We start from the raw sequence: 21,775 nt of genomic DNA, 5'->3' as shown, positions 1-21,775 counted from the left end.
CCCTGGAAATGGGAGGCTTTTTCTATGACTAATTATTCCCTGTAATGGGCTGGTCGACCCCATTGACATCAAGGACATTGCTACCGTTCAGGCCATTGGCCGTAAACACGATTGCAGCTGTGTTTCCTGAACCGGATCCGGAAACCGATTTGGAGGAAGACTTAGGGGAAATGACGGCGCAATCCCCGAATAACAGGTTTCCTTGCGCGACATTAAATACTTGAACTGGACCGACGATGGCGGGCATATGAACCCCTCCTTTAAAAGTTTAACTGTTGTGGTTGAATCCTCATGGCGTCACTTCGTTTTTAGGAACTTCTCGTATATGTTTCACTCTTGATTCCATACGTGCATGGCCTACGTTCCCCACACCAACTACAGATGAGGCTGATATCCCGATTATATTGATATTGCCAACCCGTATGAAGGGATTCGGATTTGAGAAATTTGATATGACTGGTTCATTCAATCTCGGAATATACAATGGTCTCTTAAAAATTTCATAATCTTCGAAATGAATATCGACTGACTGGAAAGTTTCACTTCTCTTTTGGACCGCTAAAGCCTGGGAATTACCGTCTATATAAGAGGTATCCCCGATTTGCAGGGTGGAGCTGAATGACGTTGTGTCGGATAATAAAGATTTTACTTTTGATATTCTAGAAAACATGTTATTTATCCTTCGGGAGTAAGCGGCACGAGTGGCCCGATGATAAGGGACTCCGGTGGGGTATCGAAAGCTGAGGATAGCTGGACCGTTTGTACATCCCCTATGAGAAATAAAGCAGAACTTGCTACACCGGTAATTTTAATATCTCCTACGCAAAGCTGGTGATTGGTTACATTAAACTCCATTAGGATTTCCTCCTGTCTCGGCTTGTGAATGGGTAATGAATTGAAATAGTGCGGTTTGAATATCGGATTTCACCTTTTCCCTGATCTTTTCCTTGATATTATCCCTTTGCTGCGGAGCACGTTCCGCGTACGAAAGATTATCGAAATACATATTGATTCGTTGATGCAGCTGGCGTTCGACGTCCTGCTTAATGAAGTCATGATAAGAGGGTTCCAATGATATTTTCAGCTGGTTTTCCGCATCGTTAATCATATTTTCCAAGTCTGAAAGTATATCGTTGTGAATTTCCTGGACGACGATTTCCCTGCCTGGAAATAGGTTAGGAGCAGGTTGAACAGGTTGGTTGTTGACGGCAAATTCGTCAATGTTGTTAAGATCAGTTGGATTTAAACCGATATTCAATGTTCCATCTAGAGATTCGACCTTTAACTGATCGAATTTATATTCAATTTTATCAACATGGATTGGCGGTTTATTTTTCAGCTCGGCTAGTTCATCTGTCAGGCGTTTGAGTTCGTGTTCAAGTTTCATGATCCGTTTATCCTGGGCTTCAAGAAAACGCTGCATTTGTATGGAATATGAATAAAGATCCTGATTCACGATTCAACACCCCACCCTCACATTAGTTAATATCATATATGACAGTATATGAAAAAGTTGGAGGTAGGTGAATGCCTATGAACTAGGAAGGTGTAAACGGGACGAAACTGGTTAATGGGATTACATCAGCTTCAATTTCGGGAGCAGGCTCTGTGAATCCACCGGTATTGGCTAATGTGGAATATGGTTTAATTACCCCGGCACTCCCTATTTGAAAAACCGAGGAATTGGCGATGCTTTCAATTTTTATCATATTGATTTGTATGGTCTGGTGAATATTGAAGTTCATGCTGACTCCTTTCTTAAAACCATTAGAGATTTAAGACCAGTGGCTGATCGACACCATCTGTATCATTTGTATTTGTGGTGCTGTAGGCATTATAGAGGGATATGGACTCACCTGTATTAAAAGAGCCAGCACCTGCAAAAGTTTTTGAGGTGGAAAATGGACTTATTTTAAAGACGTCACCAATATGGACAATTCCACTGCTACCGACGTTGATGACTTGAACGACTCCTACGATGGCCGGCAAGAAAATCACCCTTTTTTTATTCTGGTTTTTCCCTTGAATCTAAGGCCATGAGCCTATCATTGAAGGGAGTTTCAATGTATTGTATGTTGACTGATGATTGATGTGATTCATCTGCCTATCAATATATTGTTATATAACACTGACGGATATTATTGAAATGTTATAAACAGATATGGTAATATAATACTAATTCAGAATTTTCAAGTAAAAAAAGGGGTGAGGAAATGAATGTACCATTAGTATTATCGCATTTCTTAGATCGAGCAGCCTTACTATATGGCGATAAGAAAGCCATCATTGGAGATGACAAAGTTTTAACATACTCAGAGCTGGACGGTCGTGTAAACCAGCTTTCGAATGGTTTAAGGGACATTGGAGTCAAAAAGGGTGATAAGGTGGCATATTTGGCACCTAACTCAATTGAAATGCTTGAAGGCTTTTATGGGGTCTTTCAGCTTGGGGCAGTAATCGTTCCCTTGAATATCCGTTTGAAGCCTGCAGATTATGTATTCATTTTGAACCATAGCGAGTCCAAGGTACTTTTCGTAGATCAGGAATTGTATCATCTAATTTCCCCTGTCATGGATGAACTCGAATCGGTCGAGCACATTATCGTTCATTATAAAGATGAAGAGATAAATGAAATCGATTACAACCATTGGCTGGAACGCTATGATAACAAGTGCTTTAACCGGGAAACCGTGGATGAAAATGATGTTTCGAGCCTCCTTTATACTAGCGGGACCACAGGAAATCCCAAAGGGGTGATGCTGACTCACCGCAACAACTATTTACATGCCCTGGGTGCGATGCATCATTTCAGGGTTAATGACCGCGATACATATTTGCATGTACTGCCGATGTTCCATGTAAATGGGTGGGGTGCCCCATTTTATTATACGGCTAATGGTGCCACTCAAGTTTGCTTGAGGAAAACCAGCCCCGAAATGATATTTGATGCACTGCAAAAACATAAGGTTTCCATCATGCATATGGCACCAACGGTTCTGAATTCCTTGTTTCAATATTATGAACGGAATGTTCCGAATATCGAGCAGGATATCCGAATCGTCGTTGCGGGCTCCGCCCCGCCTCCTGCATTCGTTACAAGGGTGGAAAAAGAGTTAGGCTGGGAATTCATTCAAATATACGGAATGACTGAATCGACACCGGTTAGTCTGATATCGCTGATTCGTTCTGAATTCGATGATCTTCCGGAAAAAGAAAAATACAGAATGAAGGCGAAAGCCGGATATCCCATCATAGGCAGTGAGGTAAAGGTTATCCATGACAATGGTGAGGAAGTTGCCCATGATGGCGTGGATATCGGCGAGCTTATCGTCCGCAGCCATGGAGTGATGTTAGGTTATTGGAAAAATGAAGAAGCGACCAGTCAAACATTGATAAATGGGTGGCTGCATACAGGGGATATGGCCACGATCGATGAAAATGGGAATGTGGATATCGTTGACCGCAAAAAGGATATAATCATTAGTGGCGGAGAAAATATTTCTTCCATAGAAGTGGAAGGAATACTCTACGAACATCCGGACATTCTTGAAGCGGCAGTCATTGCCGTTCCCCATGAAAAGTGGGGGGAGACGCCGCATGCCTTCATTGTGCCAAAAAGAGGCGTGGAATTAACGGAGGATGATATAAGGATCTTCACACGGGAAAAACTAGCTCACTTCAAATCAGTTACCAGTGTGTCGTTCGTCGATGTGCTTCCGAAAACGGCATCGGGGAAAATACAAAAAATCCATCTCCGTAATGATTACTGGGAATCTAAGGGGAAAGCAGGCAGATTCGTCAATTGAAGCTCGCTAACGCTGTTCAGAAATGATCAGCGTTTTTTTTTGTTTGCCCGTTCGAGGGGTTTCATATTAAGCTATGAAGATATCGGACCTGATAAATGAAGATTGCGGGGCGATATTTTTCCATTCGTAAAAAAGCCGCAGTGACTCATGCCATTGCTGAAGAATGTCATTCAAGAGAATTGGAATTTGTTTCGATAAAAAGCTTCCTGTTTAATGACAAAGTGTTACTATAATAAAATATTTGAAATTATTATAATTTTCATTTTTTCATCCTGTTTATTGCAAGAGTCTTGGATTGTGGGGGAGAGCATTGAAACGTATACATTATAGCTGGGTTATTTTAATCATAACATTCTTCTCGATTATTGTAGCCGGAATCGTTAGGTCATCATCGGGAGTATTCATCGTTCCATTTGAAAATGAGTTCGGGTGGGACCGGTCCGTCATTTCTTTAGCCTTCGCGATAAGTTTGTTTCTTTATGGATTATCGGGTCCATTCATGGCCGCTCTAATTGAAGTGCTTGGATTGAAGAAAATGATGGTATTGGCCATGTCCACTTTATTGGCAGGGATTTTCCTCACTTTTTTCATGGAGCATGAATGGCAGCTCATATTAATTTGGGGAATTATCATTGGATTGGGTTCTGGAGTGTTTTTAACGGTATTGAGCCCATATGTGGCAAATCGTTGGTTCGAGAAGAGGCGGGGACTGGCAGTCGGGATACTCACGGCAAGTACGGCCACAGGTCAGCTCATTTTACTTCCGGTTTTAGCCATCATCATTGAGAATTACTCGTGGAGATGGGCGATTGGATTAATTTTGGTCCTTAGCTTGCTCATGCTGGCAATCATCCTTTTGTTCATGAAAAACCATCCGAAGGAAGTGGGCACTCTTCCATATGGATTAGAAGAGGAAAATCAGGAGGCTGTTACAGTCCAAAAGAAAAATCCCATCGCCATGGCCTTTCAGTCGTTGATTGAAGCAGTGAGGGTGAAGGAGTTCTGGTTATTGGCAGGAAGCTTTTTTATATGCGGACTTTCAACGAGCGGTTTGATCGGTACACATTTCATTTCTTACTGCATTAGTTTTGGTTTACCGGTTGTGACGGCAGCATCACTGCTATCTTTCATGGGAATCTTTGATTTGATTGGTACGACTGTATCCGGGTGGTTATCAGATCGTTTTGATAACCGTTGGCTGTTGTTTTGGTATTACGCTCTAAGGGGTGCTTCCCTCGTATTACTTCCTTTTGCGCTAAATGAAGGCTCAATCGGCCTATTGATCATCTTTTCCGTTTTTTATGGATTGGATTGGATTGCCACCGTTCCTCCGACCATAAGCATTTCAAGGCAAGTCTTTGGCATGGAGAAAAGCGGGATCGTATACGGGTGGATATTCGCGGCCCATCAGGTCGGTGCAGCAGTGGCGGCGTACGGTGGAGGGCTTATCTTCAAAATATTCAACTCCTATACATGGGCATTCTTCCTTGCAGGAATCTTTTGCTTATTGGGCAGCTTGTTTGTCATACTGATAAAAAAGCAAAAAGCGGTCACGGAAGTTAAAGATGGTGCAATGGAGTTATAGAAAAATCTCTATGGATGAAAGAGGGTGTACCTATGAATGGCAGGATGGCACCAATGCAGGAAAGTAAGAGGATCGTAAGCATCGATATTTTACGTGGATTAGCCATTTTAGGGATTTTTTTAGTGAATATGCCTTCTTTCCACTCGCCGCTCTTGTACATAGATGGTGCCGAGCGGTGGACTGGAGGATGGGACAGGATTTTGTATATATTCAGTGATATTGTCGCACAGGCCAGCTTTTATCCGTTATTTGCCTTTCTGTTCGGTTTCGGGGCAATCATACTGGCTGTAAGGAGTGAAGAAAAGGGTACTTCATTTCCTTTGCTATATATGAAAAGGCTAAGTTTCCTCCTGGCACTTGGATGCATTCATGCTTTTTTCATCTGGCATGGGGACATCCTCATTAATTATGCTGTATTTGGGTTTGCCTTTTTGTTTTTTTATAAGATGAAGGGCAGGAATTTAATTCTGCTAGGCTCGGTATGTTATGTCCTGCCTTTTGCGATATTGGGTTCACTATTTCTTATAATGGGCATTTTTGAAGGGGATGCGGTGGCAATCACGACTGATTCGGAGATGATGAAACAGTCATTGGAAGTTTATCAATCTGGTACATTTACGGAAATAATGAGTCAAAGGGCGCTGGATTGGTATATGGTGAACAACCCCTTTAATGCCATTATCCTTTTTTTATCGATTTTTCCGTTTTTTTTAATGGGAGCAGGCGTTGCCAAACAAGGCTTTCTCCAAAATCCAACCCAATATAAACGACAATTGAAAATGATATCGATTGTAAGTTTGTTATTGGGCATGTCCATTAAGATTCTGCCATATGTGACGGTATACCATTTTGGTACGATATTCGTGCAGGATTATTTGGGAGGACCGTTACTTACGATTTTTTATATCACGGCAATCGCACTTTTGGCGGAGCGGGCAGGTGCTTCCCGCCTATTACACCCGTTTTCGTATATCGGAAGGTTGTCGATGAGCAATTACTTGTTCCAATCGATGGTATGTACGGCCATATTTTATTCATATGGGCTTGGTTTATATGGATCAGTTTCTTATACGACAGGATTTGTTTTCCTAATAGCCCTGTTTTGCCTGCAAATTCTGCTTTCCTTATTGTGGATGGGTCTGTTTAATTACGGGCCGGTAGAATATATATGGCGTTTTTTTACATATGGTAAAAAGCCGGTTATGCGCAAGTAGGGACCAGTTAAGAAGAAATGTAAATGATGTTCATTAAATTGTTGGTTTTACCTATTCAGGTGGATCCTTAGTTTTGTTTTTTTGTAAAAGCCTATGATATGATGAAATGGAAACTGAACGAGGGGGCAAAAAAAATGACACATATGCATATTACAGCTTGGGTTATCGGAATCATTCTTTTCTTTGTCACATATTCGATGCTTAAAGGTGAAAACCCGAAAGCGAAAATGCTACATATGATAACACGGTTGTTCTATCTATTGATTTTCCTTACTGGGGGCATGCTGATCACTGATTTTGGTGCTTACGCAGTGAAAATGATTGTCGGAATCATCGTGATTGCGGCGATGGAAATGGTGCTGGTCCGTACGAAAAAAGGAAAAAGCACAAGTGCCATGTGGACATTGTTTATCGTAGCGCTTGTATTCGTCCTTTATTTAGGACTTTCGCTGCCACAAGGAATGGACTTTTTTTAATAAAGAATTAAAAACGGGTAAATGAGGGAATCTCATTTACCCGTTTTCTTTTACCCGTTATTGAGAATTCACTTTCTCAATGACGATCCTTTTTCCGGTGTTCAGGGTGAATTCAAAACGATCATGATCCTTTTTCCCGTAAGAAAAGTGATGCTGAACGAGACAAATTTGGCTCTCGTTATCAAAGGTGAAGAAATTCACGCCGGACTGGTTTGGGACGGCCCTTAAAAAGGTGAGCTGGTTATAGCTATATATACAATCATAAATAGAAAAATCAAGTGAATTCAATGTCGTTACAAATTGGAAAAAAGAATCGTCGTTCAATTCTTCCAATAAACGTTCAAAAGAGTAAAGCAGTTTTTTGCGTATCCGAATGGGCTCATTTTCCCTTAAGAAGGTGATTTCCCGGTGAAGCAGGATTTTTCCCTCTTCTTCAATTACTCCTTGCTGCCAGCGCCCACCCCTGTACACTTCAATGATGCTGTCAACGTGGTCTTCAATGGAGCAGGCCTCATCTGTTTCATCATCGAAAAAAATCCATTGTTGATTGATATTTTCCACTGTTCCTTCGGTAAAAGCTCTTGTTTGCCTGTTCATTAACTTCGTTCGTTGTTGCTGACTCATACATATACCTCCAATAGTGGAATCCTCACCTACTTTTTAGTCAAAATCCAATGAAAATATAACTGTATATTTTAAAATATTATGGACAAATAACCATCTTTCCGTCTTTGCATAGGCTATGTTTAAACACGGGATGCTTTGCTCAACAATTCATTAACAACGCCGGGCGTTGTTGGCAGGGGGTCCTACGGAATGATGCTGAGCGATACTTAGGGACTGTAAATCTTTTTAAGACAGGGAGCCAATATATTTTTGATAGTCCGGATAGAAAGGATGAAGTGTAAAATGTGTGGGATAACAGGCTGGGTGCATTTTCAAAAAGATTTACGGACAGAAACGAAAACGCTGGAAAACATGACAAAAACGTTGGCAAAGCGGGGGCCAGACGAAGAAAATGTTTGGAGCGAAGCCCATGTTGCCTTTGGTCATAAACGGTTAACGGTTGTCGATGCGGAAGGCGGAAAACAGCCGATGACGAAAAATCACGAAAACGGCAGATATACGCTTTGTTATAATGGTGAGCTATATAACACCGAGGATATTCGTAAACAGCTATTATTAAAAGGATATTCATTTAACGGTCATTCTGATACAGAAGTTTTGCTAACTTCTTATATAGAATGGAAAGAAGAATGCATTGACTTGTTCAATGGGATTTTTGCGTTTGCGATTTGGGATGAAAAGGAACAGAAATTATTCGTTGGAAGAGATCGCATGGGGGTAAAACCATTCTTTTATGCGGAAAGGGACGGCGGGTTCATTTTTGGATCGGAGCTGAAGGCGATTCTGGCCCATCCGGATGTTAAAACGGAGATTGACCGCGAAGGGCTGTCTGAGGTTTTTGGTGTTGGTCCATCCCGAAAGCCAGGTTCAGGTGTCTTTCATAATATCCAGGAATTAAGGCCTGCCCATGCGCTTACCTTATCAAGGAAAGGCCTCCGGATTTGGAGATACTGGAATGTGAAAAGTGAAGAACACCGGGATACTCTTGATGAGACGGCCGAGAAGGTTCGATATCTTGTCGAAGATGCAGTGACAAGGCAACTTGTATCAGATGTTCCGCTTTGTACCTTCTTATCAGGAGGGCTTGACTCAAGCGCGATAACAGCCATTGCTGCAAACGCCTATCAGAAAGAAGGGAAAGGGTCGCTGCATACGTATTCCATTGATTATGAGGATAATGAGCGCTATTTTAAAGCAAATGATTTCCAGCCTAACTCTGATGGGTATTGGATTAAAAAGATGTCGGATAGTTTTAACACGGTTCACCATTCATCGATCATCACTCAAGAGCAGTTGACAAATTATTTAACGGAAGCTGTCCTTGTAAGGGACCTCCCAGGCATGGCGGATGTCGATTCTTCCTTACTTTGGTTTTGTAAGGAAATCAAGCGGGATTTTGTCGTAGGCCTATCCGGTGAATGTGCAGACGAAATTTTTGGCGGTTATCCTTGGTTTCATCGTGAGGATGATTTGAATCGTGCTGGTTTTCCATGGATGAGATCGACAGGGGAGCGGGTATCTTTATTGAAAAAGGGATGGCGCGAGAAATTGAAGCTTGAGGAATATGCGCAGGAAGCTTATTTGACCACCCTTGCCGAAACGCCTAAATTGGAAGGGGAAAGCGGTGTAGCAGCAAAGCGGAGAGAGCTTTTCTATGTGAATTTATTATGGTTCATGACGACCCTTCTTGACCGGAAGGACCGGATGAGTATGGGGGCAAGTCTAGAGGTGCGCGTGCCATTTGCCGATCATCGCCTTGTTGAATATGCATGGAACATTCCTTGGGAAATGAAAATGGAAGGCAACCGTGAAAAGGGTATTCTAAGGAAGGCTTTGGAGGGGCTCTTACCGGATGAAGTATTGTATCGTAAAAAAAGTCCATATCCAAAAACCCATAACCCTATATATACAGACCGTGTGCAGGCATGGTTGAAAGACTTACTGAAGGATAAAAATTCGGTGCTGCATGAGTTTTTCGATAAGCAGAAGCTAACCGATATAGTAGATTCCAAGGGTGCCGCTTTTAAAGTGCCATGGTTCGGGCAATTGATGTCAGGTCCACAGCTGCTCGCTCACTTGGCACAAACCCATGTATGGTTCAAAGAATATGATATCCAAATAATCGAATGAAAAAAACGGGGCGGATGATTTTCATTGCCCCGTTTTCATTGCCTCAATGATTGATTGCGAGAATTTTATATTGATAACCGCTCAATTCAAATTTGCCAACTTGTGTGGTTTCTTTTGTTCTTAAATCCGTTAGTGTACGTCCTTCCAAATCAAAAGGAAGAGTGAAGGTTTGCTGGTCATCCGTCGGATTGATGAGGATCACGACAGTACGTTTTTCATTATACTTTTGGTAGGCCACGATATTTTCGTTTCCGGCTGTATCAAGGAATTTGAACTTCCCGTCATTGGCAAGCAATCGTTCTTCTTTTCGCAAGGAGATCAATGCCTTAATTTCATTGAGCAGCTCGGTGTTTTGTTTTTCTTCTTCCCAGACCATGCATTTTCGGCACCCTGGATCCATGCCACCGGTTAAGCCGATTTCATCGCCATAGTATATACAAGGGCTGCCATTGAATGTCAGCAGGATTGCATGGATGAGCTTGGCTCGAGCTAGATCTTCCCCGCAATCCGTGAAAATCCGCGGTGTATCATGGCTTCCAAGAAGATTGAATGTCACGTCAAAAACATTGGTCGGATAACTGTGATAAATGGCTGTCATTTCTTCTGTGAACTCGCGTGCATTGATGGTTTGTGAAGCGACCAAGCGAAAAACTTGGTTGGTAAAAGGGTAATTCATGACCGCATCGAACTGATCGCCGCGAAGCCATGGCATTGAGTCATGCCAAATTTCCCCAAGAACATAAAGGTCAGGCTTTATATTTTTCACCGTTGTTCGAAATTCCCGCCAGAATGGTTGGTCGACTTCATTTGCCACATCGAGCCGCCAGGCGTCTATATCGAACTCCTTGATCCAATAAGCCGAGACTTCGAGAAGATATTCTTTCACCTCCGGATTTGCCGTATTCAATTTTGGCATCGATTCAAAAAAACCGAATGTTTCATAATTGGGCCTTTCCCCTCCCTTAAGTGGGAAGCTGTGTGGGTGGAACCAATCCTTATATTTCGATTTCTCTCCTTTTTTGAGTAAATCCTGAAAAGGGGGGAAATAGTAGCCGCTATGGTTAAAAACGGCATCCAGCATGACCCGGATATTCCGTTTGTGGCATTCGGTTATGAGCGTTTTCAATGTTTCCTTCGTTCCGAATTGCGGATCGATACTCCGATAATCAATCGTATCGTATTTATGATTGGAGTGGGCATGGAAGATTGGTGTGAAATAGATTCCGTTGATGCCGAGATTCTCTAGGTAATCCAAATGTTCAATGATTCCTTCAAAGTCCCCGCCAAAAAAATTATCCACCGCCGGGTCTTCACTTCCCCAGGGCTTCACACCTTCCGGATCGTTGTCGGGGTTTCCGTTCGCAAAACGTTCAGGGAAAATTTGGTACCAAATTGTATCCTTGACCCATTCCGGTGCCCCGAACACTTCATTTTGATGTAGATAGGGAATCGCGAAATAGCATCCGGGATCTCGGGGGGCTTCTTTAAAGAAGCCTTTTTCAGTGTAAAATGCACTTTCTTCTTCCGAGGTTACCTTGAACCCATATCGAATTCTTCGGTAAGGAGGTTTCACATAAATATGCCAGTAATCATAACGGTTATCGCTGCCTGATAAATTCAAAGGAAGTTCCTCGTACTGCCATTGACCATTATCTGATATGTATGGATCACCAAAAATCAATCCAACTGAGGAGATATCTTGTTTTTTCGTACGTAGGCGGATATGTAGGGTTTCAGTGTTGATGGGATAGCCGTAATTGTCATTAGGTCTATGGTGTATGGATGAAAATTCCATTTAAAACCACTCCAATTCTATAAGTATTTGAGGATGTGAAAAAGGAAACTACCAGCTGTTTATGAGGGGGATCTCGATGAAGCTGCACTAGCCAGGTTAAGTGCTTTTTCAATATGGTTATATACCCTATTTCAATTGAAAGAAGCACTTATTAACTAAAAAATAACAAAAAGTTTTCAACACTACAAGGAAATAAATACGCCAAGGAAAATGTTGTAAAAATCAAAGCCGTTCATATAATGATAACAATAGCTTTGGCATCGCTTTCATTAAGTGGCTTTATTTGAAGCACTAATTGAAAAAACAGTATTATTTGGTACTTTTGGACATGATAGAATAAACATTTTAAAAAGGAGAATCAAAGTGAAGAAGCTGATTTTTCATTTGTTCATGTCCATGTTTTTGATCGTTAGTGTAAGTGCTTGTGGTTCCAGTTCAGATTTGGAAAATAAAGCAGTGAAAGAAAATAAGAAAAAAGAAGACGAAGCCAGCAATGAAGCGAAGCCGGAAAAATTGATCATTTGGGAGGAAAAAGGTAAAGCGAAGGCCCTAAAGCCGGTGATTGAAGCTTTTGAAAAAGAATATGGAATCAACGTTGAGCATGAAGAGCTTGAAATAACTACCGAGATGTATGAGCGGCTACGTCGTGATGGGCCAATCGGAAACGGAAAGGCTCCGGATGTCGTAACCTTTTCTCATGAAAGAGTCGGGCAAATCGTGAAGGAAGGCTTAATTCAGGAAGTGAAGGTGAAAGATGAAGTATTGAATGCCTTCATTGAACCTTCAATTAGGGGAGAAATGTATCAGGATAAGGTATTTGGCTTGCCGAAATCCGTAAACACATCCGTTTTATTTTATAATAAAAAATTGATGGCTAAGGCTCCTGAGACGATGAATGGCCTTTATAAAATGGCGAAGGACTTAAGAAAGGGTAACGTTCATGGTTACTACGCCAAATGGAATGATTTCCATGATTCGTATGGAGTGATCGCTGGAATGGGAGGTTATATATTTAAAGATAAGAATGGAAAACTAGTCCCTTCCGACATTGGTTTGAATAATAAGGGTGCCATAAAAGGGGCTGCATACATCCAAAAGTGGTATAGGGCTGGTTTGATACCCAAAGGCGACAAGGCAGCGATCGAAAAGTTGTTCATACAAGGGAATTTGGCTTCTATCATGAGTGACGGGAACTCATTTACCGAGCGGAAGGATACAGGAATCGCCCCCATGCCCGAATTGCCCAATGGCAAGCCAATGAGAACGTTCATGAAAATCAAAGGCTGGCATGTAACAGCATTCACAAAACATCCTTATTGGTCTACGAAGTTAGTTGAATATTTGACTAATGATGATCATGCAATGCAGCGTTATGATTTAACAGGGGAAATCCCTCCGAATAAATCAATCAAACATAATGCCGCAATCAATGAAAATGAAAGGGCACAAGCCTTAAGCATACAATTACAATACGCAGAACCAGTACCGAATATTCCGGAAATGAATAAGGTATGGGGGCCGATGGATTCAGCCATGGATGAAATGACCACTCAAAAAGCAAAACCAAAAAAGGCCTTGGATAAAGCGGTCAAGACGATAAAAAAAGAACGTTAATCATTTTCTGCCTTTTTCCAATTCAGAAACCATAACCAGTATCCCCAATTTGTCCCTTTAGTGTAAAGTTTTTTATAAATTGGATTTGACGTTAAGGGGGCAAAAGGCTAATCTTAAAGGCGTAAAGAGATAGCTAGGAGGAGAGCGGTTATGAGAAAAAGAGTGTTATCACTCGCTTTAATTCCGTTGCTTCTTTTTTACGCCATTCCAGTAGGAGCAGCTGAAAAAGAACAACGAACTTGGAAGGATGAAATCGTATATTCATTATTGGTCGACAGATTTTTCGATGGGAATACTCAAAATAATGGAGATGCGAACGTGAATGACCCTTCCGCGTTTAATGGGGGGGATTTCGAAGGTGTGACGAAGAAACTTAATTATTTAAAAGATATGGGTTATACCGCTATCATCCTTTCACCGATTTTCGCTAATGATGAAAATGGCTATCATGGCGATTGGGTGGCCGATTTTTATAAAACGGATAAACACTATGGGACAATGAAAGAGTTTAAAAAACTCGTGAATGAGGCACATAAACGCGATATGAAGGTGATCATTGATTTTCAAGCAAATAATGTGGGTCCTGACTCCACTTGGCTGACCGATCCAAAAAAACAAGATTGGTTCCATGAAGAAAAAAAGATTTCCAAGGACGATAGCCAACCGGATTTGGAAACAGGCTGGATCGACGGTCTTCCCGATTTGAATCAAGAAAATGAGGAAACAAGAAAATATTTACTGGATGCTGCCAAATGGTGGATAACGGAAACGGACATTGATGGATACCGTATAAATAAAGTCCAATACGTAGCGAAGGATTTTTGGAAGGAATTTGTGGAAGTAGTTAAATCTGAAAAATCAAATTTCTATACAATCGGCGATGTACAAGGTGATGCCGAATTGATCTCTAGCTACAAGGAGACGGGTATCGATGCTTTTATGGCTTATCCGCAAAATTCAGAGCTACGGGAAGCATTTGCTGCACCCGATAAAGAATTGAAACCTGTTTTTGATGCGTTTGCGAAAAGCGAAGATGAATTAGGGGGCAATGCCCATCAGGCTTTGTTCATGGATACGCAGGGAATGCCTCGGTTTACAAAGGATGCAGCCGACCATAACGAAAACCCAGGTTCCAGATGGAGAATGGCGCTGTCGTATCTATATACGATGCCAGGGGTGCCAATCGTATTTTATGGATCGGAAATTGCCTTGAACGGCGATATTGCCCCGGATAATCATAAGTTGATGAATTTTAAGACAGAGCAGGAATTGGTGGAATATATAACAAAGCTTTCTGACCTCAGAGACATGTACCCAGCATTGAAAAAAGGGGATATGGAGCTTTTATATGAAAAAGGGGGAGCTTCGGTATTCAAGCGTGTATATGGTGAAGAAACGGTTGTCGTCGCCATGAACAATACGACTGAAACTCAAACGATAAACCTTACTGATAAGGAACTTGAAAGCAATAAAGAGTTGAGAGGTATGCTGAATGGGGATCTGGTCCGCAGTAAGGACAACAGTTACTCTATCGTAATCGACAGGGAGACGACAGAAGTCTACACGCTGTCACCTAAGTCGATTATTAATATTCCTTACCTGTTAGTTATAGGATTGGTTCTTCTTATATTTGGTATATTCATTGCTTTGGTTATTAAGCGTTCAAAACGGAACCAGCCAAAATAATCATATGCCTCTCGATTGTCGGTAGCCGCCAAACATTGTCCCTAAGGCTTTGTGGAAAACAGGATCGGGAGGTTACAGCATGAATAAGACCTGGTGGAAAGAAGCGGTTTGCTATCAAATATACCCGCGCAGTTTCATGGATAGTAATGGTGATGGAATCGGGGATATAAAAGGATTGATTTCTAAGCTTGACTACTTGCAGGATTTGGGAATAGATGTTATTTGGATTTGTCCATTTTATAAATCGCCCAATGCGGATAATGGCTATGATATTAGTGATTATCAAGCAGTTTCCGATGAATTCGGTTCAATCGAAGATATTGATCTGTTATTGAAAGATGTTCACGGACGTGGGATGAAGGTGATACTCGATCTTGTTTTGAATCATACAAGTGATGAGCACCCCTGGTTTGTCGAGTCACGTTCTTCCCGCGATAATCCGAAACGGGATTGGTATATATGGAGGGATGGGCAGGACGGCCGTGAGCCTAATAATTGGGAAAGCATCTTTTCAGGAAGTGCCTGGAAATTCGATGAAAGGACCAATCAATACTTCTTACATTTATTCGCCGAAAAGCAGCCAGACTTAAACTGGAAAAATACTGATGTGCGAAAGGCGTTATATGAAATGGTCAATTGGTGGCTCGATAAGGGAATCGATGGCTTCCGGATTGATGCAATCACGCATATTCATAAGCGTGAAGGCCTTCCGGATATGCCCAATCCTTATTGGCATCAGTATGTACCAGCGTTTGAAATGCATACTAATCAGGACGGGATTCTGGATTACCTTCAGGAGTTGAAAGAAGAGACTTTCTCTAAGTATGATATTATGACGGTCGGTGAGGCCAATGGCGTCAGGATTGAGCAGGCGGAAGAATGGGTCGGAGAATCGAATGGGAAGTTCAATATGATCTTTCAATTTGAACATCTTGGGCTTTGGAATAGGGGACAGAATCACGATGTTGATGTTCAAGGGTTAAAGCGTACAATGACCAAATGGCAAAAGGGGCTGAAAAATAAAGGGTGGAATGCTTTGTTTTTTGAAAATCATGACCAGCCGAGAAGTGTATCCACCTGGGGAAATGATCATCAATATTGGTTGGAAAGCGCAAAAATGATAGGGGCCCTATACTTTTTCATGCAAGGGACACCTTTTATTTATCAAGGTCAGGAAATTGGCATGACGAATGTCCAATTTGATTCGATTGATGATTATGATGATGTCGGAATGAAAAACTTTTACCGGATAGAGACCTCGAAAGGTCGTCCTCATGATGAAATCATGAACATTATATGGCATAGCGGCCGTGATAATTCACGAACACCGATGCAATGGAACGATATTGAAAATGGCGGATTCACAAATGGAACACCTTGGATGAGGGTTAATCCAAATTATCGCGCCATTAATGTAGAACTGCAGAAAAATGACCCGTCATCCATTTATCATTTTTATAAAAAGATGATTGAACTTCGAAAAAAACATCAGGTCCTCGTTTATGGGGAATATGAATTGTTATGGGAAGATCACCCTGAACTTTATATTTATACAAGGAATATGAATGATAATTCAGTCATGGTAGTATGTAACTTTAGTATGAATCACCATCAAATCGACCTTTCTTATTGGGGGAAAATGGAACTTTTACTAGCTAATTATGACGATTGCCCTGAGGTGTCCCTTATTGATTTACGTCCATATGAAACGAGGATTTATCGTTATTGATTGCGATGGACTTGATTGGAAATTAGCTTAAAACCTATGTAGTTAGTCGTCTGACTTCTTATTTTCCAATACACCTGTCGTTTTTTAAGGAGCTGATCATACATCAGCTTCTTTTTGAATTTCAAAACACAGATGAAAATAACGGAAAAGTAAGTATTTTCTGAAAAATTGAACAAACATTAAAAAAAGTATGGATATAACTATTGAACTGAGTGTATTATGAATACATACAAAATGTATAAATATAAAACAAATATTAAAGAAGTGTTTATTGGTATTCACCTTTTTTAAAAATGAAGTCAATAAAGGCTAAGAGAGGAGAGGGGAAATGCATGGCCATCACAATAAAAGATGTGGCACAGCTAGCGAATGTTGCTCCTTCAACAGTTTCTCGAGTGATTGCAAACAATCCTCGGATAAGTGAAAAAACAAAGGTACGGGTACGGAAGGCGATGACTAAATTAGGATACCATCCAAACTTCATTGCACGTAGTCTTGCCAATCAATCAACCAGGATCATTGGTTTGGTAATGCCAAGTTCGTCAAATGATTATTATCAAAATCCCTTTTTTCCGACGATCCTCCAAGGTCTAAGTGAGGGAGCCCAGGAAAACCACTATTCCCTGTTGCTAAGCACAGGAAAAACTGAAGATGAACTCTACGAAGGAGTAGTGAATATGGTGCAGGGGGGGATGGTGGATGGAATAATCCTGATGTATTCAAGGATGAATGATCACATTCTGACCTATTTGAGAGAAAGGGCTTTTCCATTTGTAATCATTGGGAAGCCCTATGATTACACCGAGGAGATAACATATGTTGATAATGATAATGTCTTGGCAGCCGAACAGGCAACGGATTACCTCATACAGCTAGGGCATGAAAGGGTTGGATTCATCGGAGGTGATGTAACCCTTGTAATGACCCTTGATCGCTTATCAGGATATGAACGGGCCTTGGAGAGGGCAGGAATCGATCGAAGGATGGAATATACCCTGCATGAAGATTTTTTGCATGAAGGGGGACAAGCCGCTGCCAAAAGGTTATTATCCATCAATGAACCACCTACCGCTTTGGTAGTCAGTGATGATCTCATGGCACTTGGCATCGTGCATTCACTTCGCGAGATGGGCGTGCGCACTCCTGAAGAAATGTCAATCGTCAGCTTCAATAACGTTCTTTTCTCTGAGCTGTCATTACCAGCCCTGACTTCCGTAGATATTAATATTTTTGATTTGGGATATCAGGCCGCCAAGGGCATCATTCACATGCTGCAGACTGGGGATGCTCCTGCCGGGACCATCATTCCACATCATTTCGTGGAAAGGCATTCCTGCAGATCGATCAAGCAAGGTGCAATGGCCATGACTTATTGACGAAAAGGGCATTGCAGAGCAATGCCTTTTTTTTGCTAGAAATGTACGCTGAAACTTTTGAATGCATGTACACCCGTTCCGTGTCTGACTAATTTATTCTCTTTAAGATATTGAACGGCTGCAAGAACTTCCTCAAGAATCCTTGGTTCGAGGCCGAGTTGGTTGTGTCCGCCATAGATTTTGGAGATGGCCTTGATCTTTGCGATTTTTTCTAACGAATTAACAAGGTCTTCAGGGCTCGTCGAGGGATAAAATGCATAAACGGGAGTATCTGAATAAAGCAGGTCGCCAGTGAATAAATAACCTTTTTCCTTATCCAAAATTGAGATATGGCCAGGTGAATGTCCAGGCGTGTGATAAATGATTAAACTACGGTTCCCGAGATCGATCGTGTCTCCATCCGATAAGAGCCTATCAGGGTGCCCCTGATATGGCTTGTATGTAAAAGGATCGAATGATTCCGGTACGGGTATAGTGATATCCCGGGCCATGTTCTTTCTTATTTGTTCCAAGGACAAACCTTCAATACCGTTGATCAGCCAATTGGCATCATCACCATGAACATAAATGGTATCATAATCACCGTGACCGCCAATATGATCCACATGAACGTGTGTGGTCAGGACGATAACAGGAAGATCGGTAAGCTGGTCTGTAATCTTCTTAATCGAACCGATGCCTAACCCTGTGTCGATTAACGCAGCCCGGGTCTCCCCAAGTAATAAAAAGGAATGAACTTTCTCCCAATGACCATATTCACTGATTGCAAACGTTTTTGAGTCCAATTCCTGAACGGTGAACCATGGATCTACAATATTTTTCAAAAATGCCCCCACTCCTTCCCATTCATATATTCCGCTTTAACCGGAAATATCCTGCTTGAAAGAGTAAAAGCAGTGGATTTGTGAAATCCACTGCTTTTGAAAAGGTAAGGCTTATCCGTTTACAACGGTCCCGCCGTTTACATGGATGACTTGTCCGCTGACATAGGATGAATCATCACTTGCCAAATATACATAGGCTGGTGCCAATTCCTCTGGCTGTCCTGCACGGCCCATTGGAGTATCCTGTCCAAATTTTGCAACATCCTCTTCGCCGAATGAGGCAGGAATCAGCGGTGTCCAGATCGGGCCTGGAGCCACACCGTTCACTCTGATGCCATCTTTTGAAATGGAGTTCGACAGGGCTCTTGTAAATGCAAGTATTGCACCTTTTGTTGAAGAGTAATCAATTAGTTTTGGGTTGCCCTGATACGCTGTGATAGAGGTTGTATTAATGATGCTGCTTCCTTTTTTGAGGTGCTTCAATGCAGCTTTAGTTAAGTGGAACATCGAGAAAATATTCGTGCGGAACGTTTTTTCCAATTGTTCAGCTGAAATGTCAAGGATACTTGTCTGCACATGCTGTTCTCCGGCGTTGTTTACTAGAATGTCCAAACCGCCAAATTCATCAACCGTTTTTTTGACGACTTCCTGGCAGAAGGTTTCATCACCGATATCACCGGAAATGAGTAAACATTTCTGGCCTTCTTTTTCAATCAATTCTTTTGTCGCTTTGGCATCCTCGTGTTCATCCAAGTATGCAACTGTCACATTCGCTCCTTCTTTAGCGTAGTAAATGGCAACCGATTTACCGATTCCGCTGTCTCCTCCTGTTATGATTGCCGTTTTACCTTTCAATTTGCCGCTTCCTTTGTAGGCAGCTTTAACTGAATCTGGGTTCGGTTCCATTTTTGTTTCCAATCCAGGTTGATGCTGCTGATGTTGAGGTGGAAATCCTTGTTTGTTCTGATTTTGGTTTTGAGTAGTCAAGATATAAACGCCTCCCAATTAATTATCTACGCTTTTTCTATTCCTTCTTTTAGGAAAAAGAAAACATGGAAAAAATGCCCAAATTAATTCATGTTTAATGTTTTAACTGAAGGGAACATGACTAGTCTTTCCATGTTCCATGAAGGCAATTCATTTGAAGGAAAAGGGGGGATGACCGTTGATGGAGGCAGTTGCAACAAATAAAAAAAGACCCACCTAAAGCAGGTGAGGCCTTCATACTTAGCGGTAATTTAGGAATTGTACATCAATGGACAGATCAGCGCCTCGAATAGCCGAAATGATTCCTTGTAAATCATCCCGGTTCTTACCGGTAACCCGGATTTGATCATCCTGGATTTGGCTTTTCACTTTAAGACCGCTATTTTTAATGATGGTATTGATTTTTTTTGCTTGCTCCTTATCGATGCCTTGAATTAACTTAGCCCGTTGGCGAACGGTTCCGCCAGAAGCTCCTTCTAATTTGCCATAATCCAGGTTCTTGACTGGTACGTCACGTTTAATAAGCTTACTGATGAGAACATCCTTCAGTTGTTCGAGCTTATATTCATCGTCGGATACTAGAACCAGGTCTTCTTTTTCAATTGTGATGCTGCTAATGCTCCCTTTAAAATCATAGCGAGTCTGTATTTCCTTCATAGCCATGGTAACTGCATTCGTTACCTCTGAAAAGTCTACTTTCGAAACAATATCAAATGAATTTTCCTTTGCCATCACTTACCTCCAGCAGGGTTTATTTCCTTTATTATAGAGAAAGTGTGATAGGAAGACAACTATATAAACGATATTAAAAAAGCGAGGGGACAAGCCCCGCGCTTCATTTATGGTCTGTTTTCTTCGAATAGGAATGCTTACCTGCAGTAAGGTTTTCCTGATAAGCGATATTTTTTTCAGCATTTCTCGCTTGGTTATCTTTTGGCCTTTTATTGTCATCGGTTGTTTTGGACATAGTGAAAACTCCCTTCCATTATCTGATCAATATATATTGTTCACAATTATGGAAGGGAGTATGTATGTTTATGATTTCTCAGGGGTATCGTTTAAGAAGAAGAGGGCAATTGTGCCAGGACCAGCATGTGCACCGATGACAGAGCCAATTGTATGGATCATGAAGTCGGTTGTCCCGAATTCATTTTGGATGGCTTCCTTCCATTCCAGGGCCGTTGCTTCATCATCGCCATGACTGATGGCAATCGTTTGGGTTGTTAAGTTTTTGCCTCTTTCGTGCATTAATTCGATTACACGTTTAATCAATTTCTTTTTGCCGCGTATCTTTTCAAGCGGAACAAGCTTCCCATCTTCAACATGCAATAACGGTTTAATGTTTAATAAACCGCCAACAAGGGCAGAAGTCTTGGAGATGCGGCCGCCACGGGCCAGATATTCAAGGTTATCTACAGTGAATAAATGCTCCATATGCCGGGTTTGGAATTCGATTGCAGCCAGGATTTCTTCTTTAGTGGCACCGTTTGCTGCTAAATCGGCTGCTTTCTTTACAATTAATCCGACGCCCATTGAAGCGCATTTCGTATTGACGATTTCAATGTCAAGGTCAGGGTACTCTTCCTTAACCTGATTAAGAATCATCACTGCCGTTTGATATGTTCCTGATAACTCAGAGGAAAAGGCTATATATATCCCTTGTTTTTTCTCCTTGGCAAATTGTGTGAAAAGTTCTATAAAGCATTCTGGGGAAGCTTGCGATGTTTTCGGAGCTTTTCCTTCAAGCATCGCCTGATAGACTTCGTGAGAATTAATAGTAAGTAAATCTTCATAATTTTCCCCGTCAAGATGGACTTGTAAAGGGATTAATGAAACATTGTTTTCTTTATAGAAAGACAACGGCAAATCACATGCACTATCTGCAAGAATTGTGATAGCCATAATACACCTGCTTTCTTTTTACAA

The 21,775-nt window shown here is 41.5% G+C and carries 22 protein-coding genes; 9 read left to right on the top strand and 13 right to left on the bottom strand.

Translation table 11 applies throughout. The features are described 5' to 3' along the window. Positions 1-28: 28 nt before the first annotated feature. The 6 genes from MPH60_RS16420 to MPH60_RS16395 form a co-directional block, all read right to left on the bottom strand. Positions 29-247, bottom strand: coding sequence for a spore germination protein (locus MPH60_RS16420; RefSeq protein ID WP_241590651.1), 219 nt, complete (start codon positions 245-247; stop codon positions 29-31). A gap of 42 nt (positions 248-289) precedes the next feature. Beyond that, positions 290-670, bottom strand: a complete 381-nt coding sequence (locus MPH60_RS16415) for a spore germination protein GerPE (RefSeq protein WP_241590650.1) — start codon at positions 668-670, stop codon at positions 290-292. Between the two features lie 5 nt (positions 671-675). Next, on the bottom strand, positions 676-855 hold the full coding sequence (locus MPH60_RS16410) for a spore gernimation protein GerPD (RefSeq protein WP_076367219.1): 180 nt from the start codon (positions 853-855) through the stop codon (positions 676-678). Continuing rightward, positions 845-1,456 carry a spore germination protein GerPC gene (gene gerPC / locus MPH60_RS16405; protein ID WP_241590649.1) on the bottom strand — a complete coding sequence of 204 codons (612 nt, stop codon included), beginning with the start codon at positions 1,454-1,456 and terminating at the stop codon, positions 845-847. The genes MPH60_RS16410 and gerPC overlap by 11 nt, the downstream gene beginning before the upstream one ends. 82 nt (positions 1,457-1,538) lie before the next feature. Next, the gene (locus tag MPH60_RS16400) at positions 1,539-1,745 is read right to left on the bottom strand and encodes a spore germination protein GerPB (RefSeq protein ID WP_241590648.1); all 207 of its coding nucleotides are present in this window, start codon (positions 1,743-1,745) and stop codon (positions 1,539-1,541) included. 22 nt (positions 1,746-1,767) lie between these two features. After that, positions 1,768-1,989, bottom strand: a complete 222-nt coding sequence (locus tag MPH60_RS16395; RefSeq protein ID WP_241590647.1) for a spore germination protein — start codon at positions 1,987-1,989, stop codon at positions 1,768-1,770. Between the two features lie 224 nt (positions 1,990-2,213). On the opposite strand from MPH60_RS16395, the gene MPH60_RS16390 reads away from it, so the two are divergent. From MPH60_RS16390 to MPH60_RS16375, 4 genes are all read left to right on the top strand, one after another. Next, a complete protein-coding gene (locus MPH60_RS16390) occupies positions 2,214-3,806 on the top strand; it encodes a long-chain-fatty-acid--CoA ligase (protein WP_241590646.1) in 1,593 nt (530 codons plus the stop codon). A 310-nt stretch (positions 3,807-4,116) separates the two neighbouring features. After that, positions 4,117-5,391, top strand: coding sequence for an MFS transporter (locus MPH60_RS16385; protein ID WP_241590645.1), 1,275 nt, complete (start codon positions 4,117-4,119; stop codon positions 5,389-5,391). Positions 5,392-5,423: 32 nt separating this feature from the next. After that, positions 5,424-6,605 (top strand): DUF418 domain-containing protein, encoded by a 1,182-nt coding sequence (locus tag MPH60_RS16380; protein WP_241590644.1) that lies wholly within the window; start codon positions 5,424-5,426, stop codon positions 6,603-6,605. A gap of 134 nt (positions 6,606-6,739) precedes the next feature. Further along, positions 6,740-7,081 (top strand): YisL family protein, encoded by a 342-nt coding sequence (locus MPH60_RS16375; protein ID WP_101224146.1) that lies wholly within the window; start codon positions 6,740-6,742, stop codon positions 7,079-7,081. A gap of 57 nt (positions 7,082-7,138) precedes the next feature. Here MPH60_RS16375 and MPH60_RS16370 read toward each other — a convergent pair whose 3' ends face one another. Further along, a complete protein-coding gene (locus tag MPH60_RS16370) occupies positions 7,139-7,705 on the bottom strand; it encodes a DUF2777 domain-containing protein (protein WP_020018810.1) in 567 nt (188 codons plus the stop codon). A gap of 285 nt (positions 7,706-7,990) precedes the next feature. Here MPH60_RS16370 and asnB point away from each other — a divergent pair, with 285 nt between their 5' ends. Continuing rightward, positions 7,991-9,838, top strand: coding sequence for an asparagine synthase (glutamine-hydrolyzing) (asnB, locus tag MPH60_RS16365; protein ID WP_241590643.1), 1,848 nt, complete (start codon positions 7,991-7,993; stop codon positions 9,836-9,838). Positions 9,839-9,881: 43 nt separating this feature from the next. On the opposite strand, the gene MPH60_RS16360 is transcribed toward asnB, so the two are convergent. Then, positions 9,882-11,633: a glycoside hydrolase family 13 protein gene (locus MPH60_RS16360; protein ID WP_241590642.1), complete on the bottom strand. Its 1,752-nt coding sequence runs from the start codon at positions 11,631-11,633 to the stop codon at positions 9,882-9,884. A 363-nt stretch (positions 11,634-11,996) separates the two neighbouring features. Here MPH60_RS16360 and MPH60_RS16355 point away from each other — a divergent pair, with 363 nt between their 5' ends. The 4 genes from MPH60_RS16355 (at position 11,997) to MPH60_RS16340 (ending at position 18,038) form a co-directional block, all read left to right on the top strand. Beyond that, on the top strand, positions 11,997-13,247 hold the full coding sequence (locus tag MPH60_RS16355) for a sugar ABC transporter substrate-binding protein (RefSeq protein ID WP_241590641.1): 1,251 nt from the start codon (positions 11,997-11,999) through the stop codon (positions 13,245-13,247). Between the two features lie 150 nt (positions 13,248-13,397). Next, positions 13,398-14,933 (top strand): alpha-amylase family glycosyl hydrolase, encoded by a 1,536-nt coding sequence (locus MPH60_RS16350; RefSeq protein ID WP_241590640.1) that lies wholly within the window; start codon positions 13,398-13,400, stop codon positions 14,931-14,933. Between the two features lie 79 nt (positions 14,934-15,012). Then, positions 15,013-16,662: a glycoside hydrolase family 13 protein gene (locus MPH60_RS16345; RefSeq protein ID WP_241590639.1), complete on the top strand. Its 1,650-nt coding sequence runs from the start codon at positions 15,013-15,015 to the stop codon at positions 16,660-16,662. Positions 16,663-16,994: 332 nt separating this feature from the next. Then, on the top strand, positions 16,995-18,038 hold the full coding sequence (locus MPH60_RS16340) for a LacI family DNA-binding transcriptional regulator (RefSeq protein WP_241590638.1): 1,044 nt from the start codon (positions 16,995-16,997) through the stop codon (positions 18,036-18,038). A 35-nt stretch (positions 18,039-18,073) separates the two neighbouring features. Here MPH60_RS16340 and MPH60_RS16335 read toward each other — a convergent pair whose 3' ends face one another. From MPH60_RS16335 to MPH60_RS16315, 5 genes are all read right to left on the bottom strand, one after another. Then, positions 18,074-18,853 (bottom strand): MBL fold metallo-hydrolase, encoded by a 780-nt coding sequence (locus MPH60_RS16335; protein ID WP_241590737.1) that lies wholly within the window; start codon positions 18,851-18,853, stop codon positions 18,074-18,076. A gap of 120 nt (positions 18,854-18,973) precedes the next feature. Next, a complete protein-coding gene (locus tag MPH60_RS16330) occupies positions 18,974-19,849 on the bottom strand; it encodes an SDR family oxidoreductase (RefSeq protein ID WP_241590637.1) in 876 nt (291 codons plus the stop codon). Between the two features lie 240 nt (positions 19,850-20,089). Then, positions 20,090-20,581, bottom strand: a complete 492-nt coding sequence (locus tag MPH60_RS16325) for a YajQ family cyclic di-GMP-binding protein (RefSeq protein WP_063232211.1) — start codon at positions 20,579-20,581, stop codon at positions 20,090-20,092. A gap of 103 nt (positions 20,582-20,684) precedes the next feature. Further along, positions 20,685-20,816, bottom strand: a complete 132-nt coding sequence (locus MPH60_RS16320; protein WP_082196697.1) for a DUF3941 domain-containing protein — start codon at positions 20,814-20,816, stop codon at positions 20,685-20,687. A gap of 68 nt (positions 20,817-20,884) precedes the next feature. After that, positions 20,885-21,751, bottom strand: coding sequence for a DegV family protein (locus tag MPH60_RS16315; RefSeq protein WP_241590636.1), 867 nt, complete (start codon positions 21,749-21,751; stop codon positions 20,885-20,887). Between the last annotated feature and the right edge of the window lie 24 nt (positions 21,752-21,775).

The sequence above is a fragment of the Peribacillus sp. Aquil_B1 genome (assembly GCF_022603275.1).
Lineage (GTDB): Bacteria > Bacillota > Bacilli > Bacillales > DSM-1321 > Peribacillus.
Note: the sequence above shows the minus strand (reverse complement) of the source record. Positions and strands in the feature narration are given on the sequence as shown.

What these genes read in the sequence shown, in the direction of transcription:
- MPH60_RS16420 (WP_241590651.1), bottom strand. Translation starts at nt 247, where the DNA reads ATGCCCGCCATCGTCGGTCCAGTTCAAGTATTTAATGTCGCGCAAGGA.
- MPH60_RS16415 (WP_241590650.1), bottom strand. Translation starts at nt 670, where the DNA reads ATGTTTTCTAGAATATCAAAAGTAAAATCTTTATTATCCGACACAACG.
- MPH60_RS16410 (WP_076367219.1), bottom strand. Translation starts at nt 855, where the DNA reads ATGGAGTTTAATGTAACCAATCACCAGCTTTGCGTAGGAGATATTAAA.
- MPH60_RS16400 (WP_241590648.1), bottom strand. Translation starts at nt 1,745, where the DNA reads ATGAACTTCAATATTCACCAGACCATACAAATCAATATGATAAAAATT.
- MPH60_RS16390 (WP_241590646.1), top strand. Translation starts at nt 2,214, where the DNA reads ATGAATGTACCATTAGTATTATCGCATTTCTTAGATCGAGCAGCCTTA.
- MPH60_RS16380 (WP_241590644.1), top strand. Translation starts at nt 5,424, where the DNA reads ATGAATGGCAGGATGGCACCAATGCAGGAAAGTAAGAGGATCGTAAGC.
- MPH60_RS16375 (WP_101224146.1), top strand. Translation starts at nt 6,740, where the DNA reads ATGACACATATGCATATTACAGCTTGGGTTATCGGAATCATTCTTTTC.
- MPH60_RS16370 (WP_020018810.1), bottom strand. Translation starts at nt 7,705, where the DNA reads ATGAGTCAGCAACAACGAACGAAGTTAATGAACAGGCAAACAAGAGCT.
- asnB (WP_241590643.1), top strand. Translation starts at nt 7,991, where the DNA reads ATGTGTGGGATAACAGGCTGGGTGCATTTTCAAAAAGATTTACGGACA.
- MPH60_RS16360 (WP_241590642.1), bottom strand. Translation starts at nt 11,633, where the DNA reads ATGGAATTTTCATCCATACACCATAGACCTAATGACAATTACGGCTAT.
- MPH60_RS16350 (WP_241590640.1), top strand. Translation starts at nt 13,398, where the DNA reads ATGAGAAAAAGAGTGTTATCACTCGCTTTAATTCCGTTGCTTCTTTTT.
- MPH60_RS16345 (WP_241590639.1), top strand. Translation starts at nt 15,013, where the DNA reads ATGAATAAGACCTGGTGGAAAGAAGCGGTTTGCTATCAAATATACCCG.
- MPH60_RS16340 (WP_241590638.1), top strand. Translation starts at nt 16,995, where the DNA reads ATGGCCATCACAATAAAAGATGTGGCACAGCTAGCGAATGTTGCTCCT.
- MPH60_RS16325 (WP_063232211.1), bottom strand. Translation starts at nt 20,581, where the DNA reads ATGGCAAAGGAAAATTCATTTGATATTGTTTCGAAAGTAGACTTTTCA.
- MPH60_RS16320 (WP_082196697.1), bottom strand. Translation starts at nt 20,816, where the DNA reads ATGTCCAAAACAACCGATGACAATAAAAGGCCAAAAGATAACCAAGCG.
- MPH60_RS16315 (WP_241590636.1), bottom strand. Translation starts at nt 21,751, where the DNA reads ATGGCTATCACAATTCTTGCAGATAGTGCATGTGATTTGCCGTTGTCT.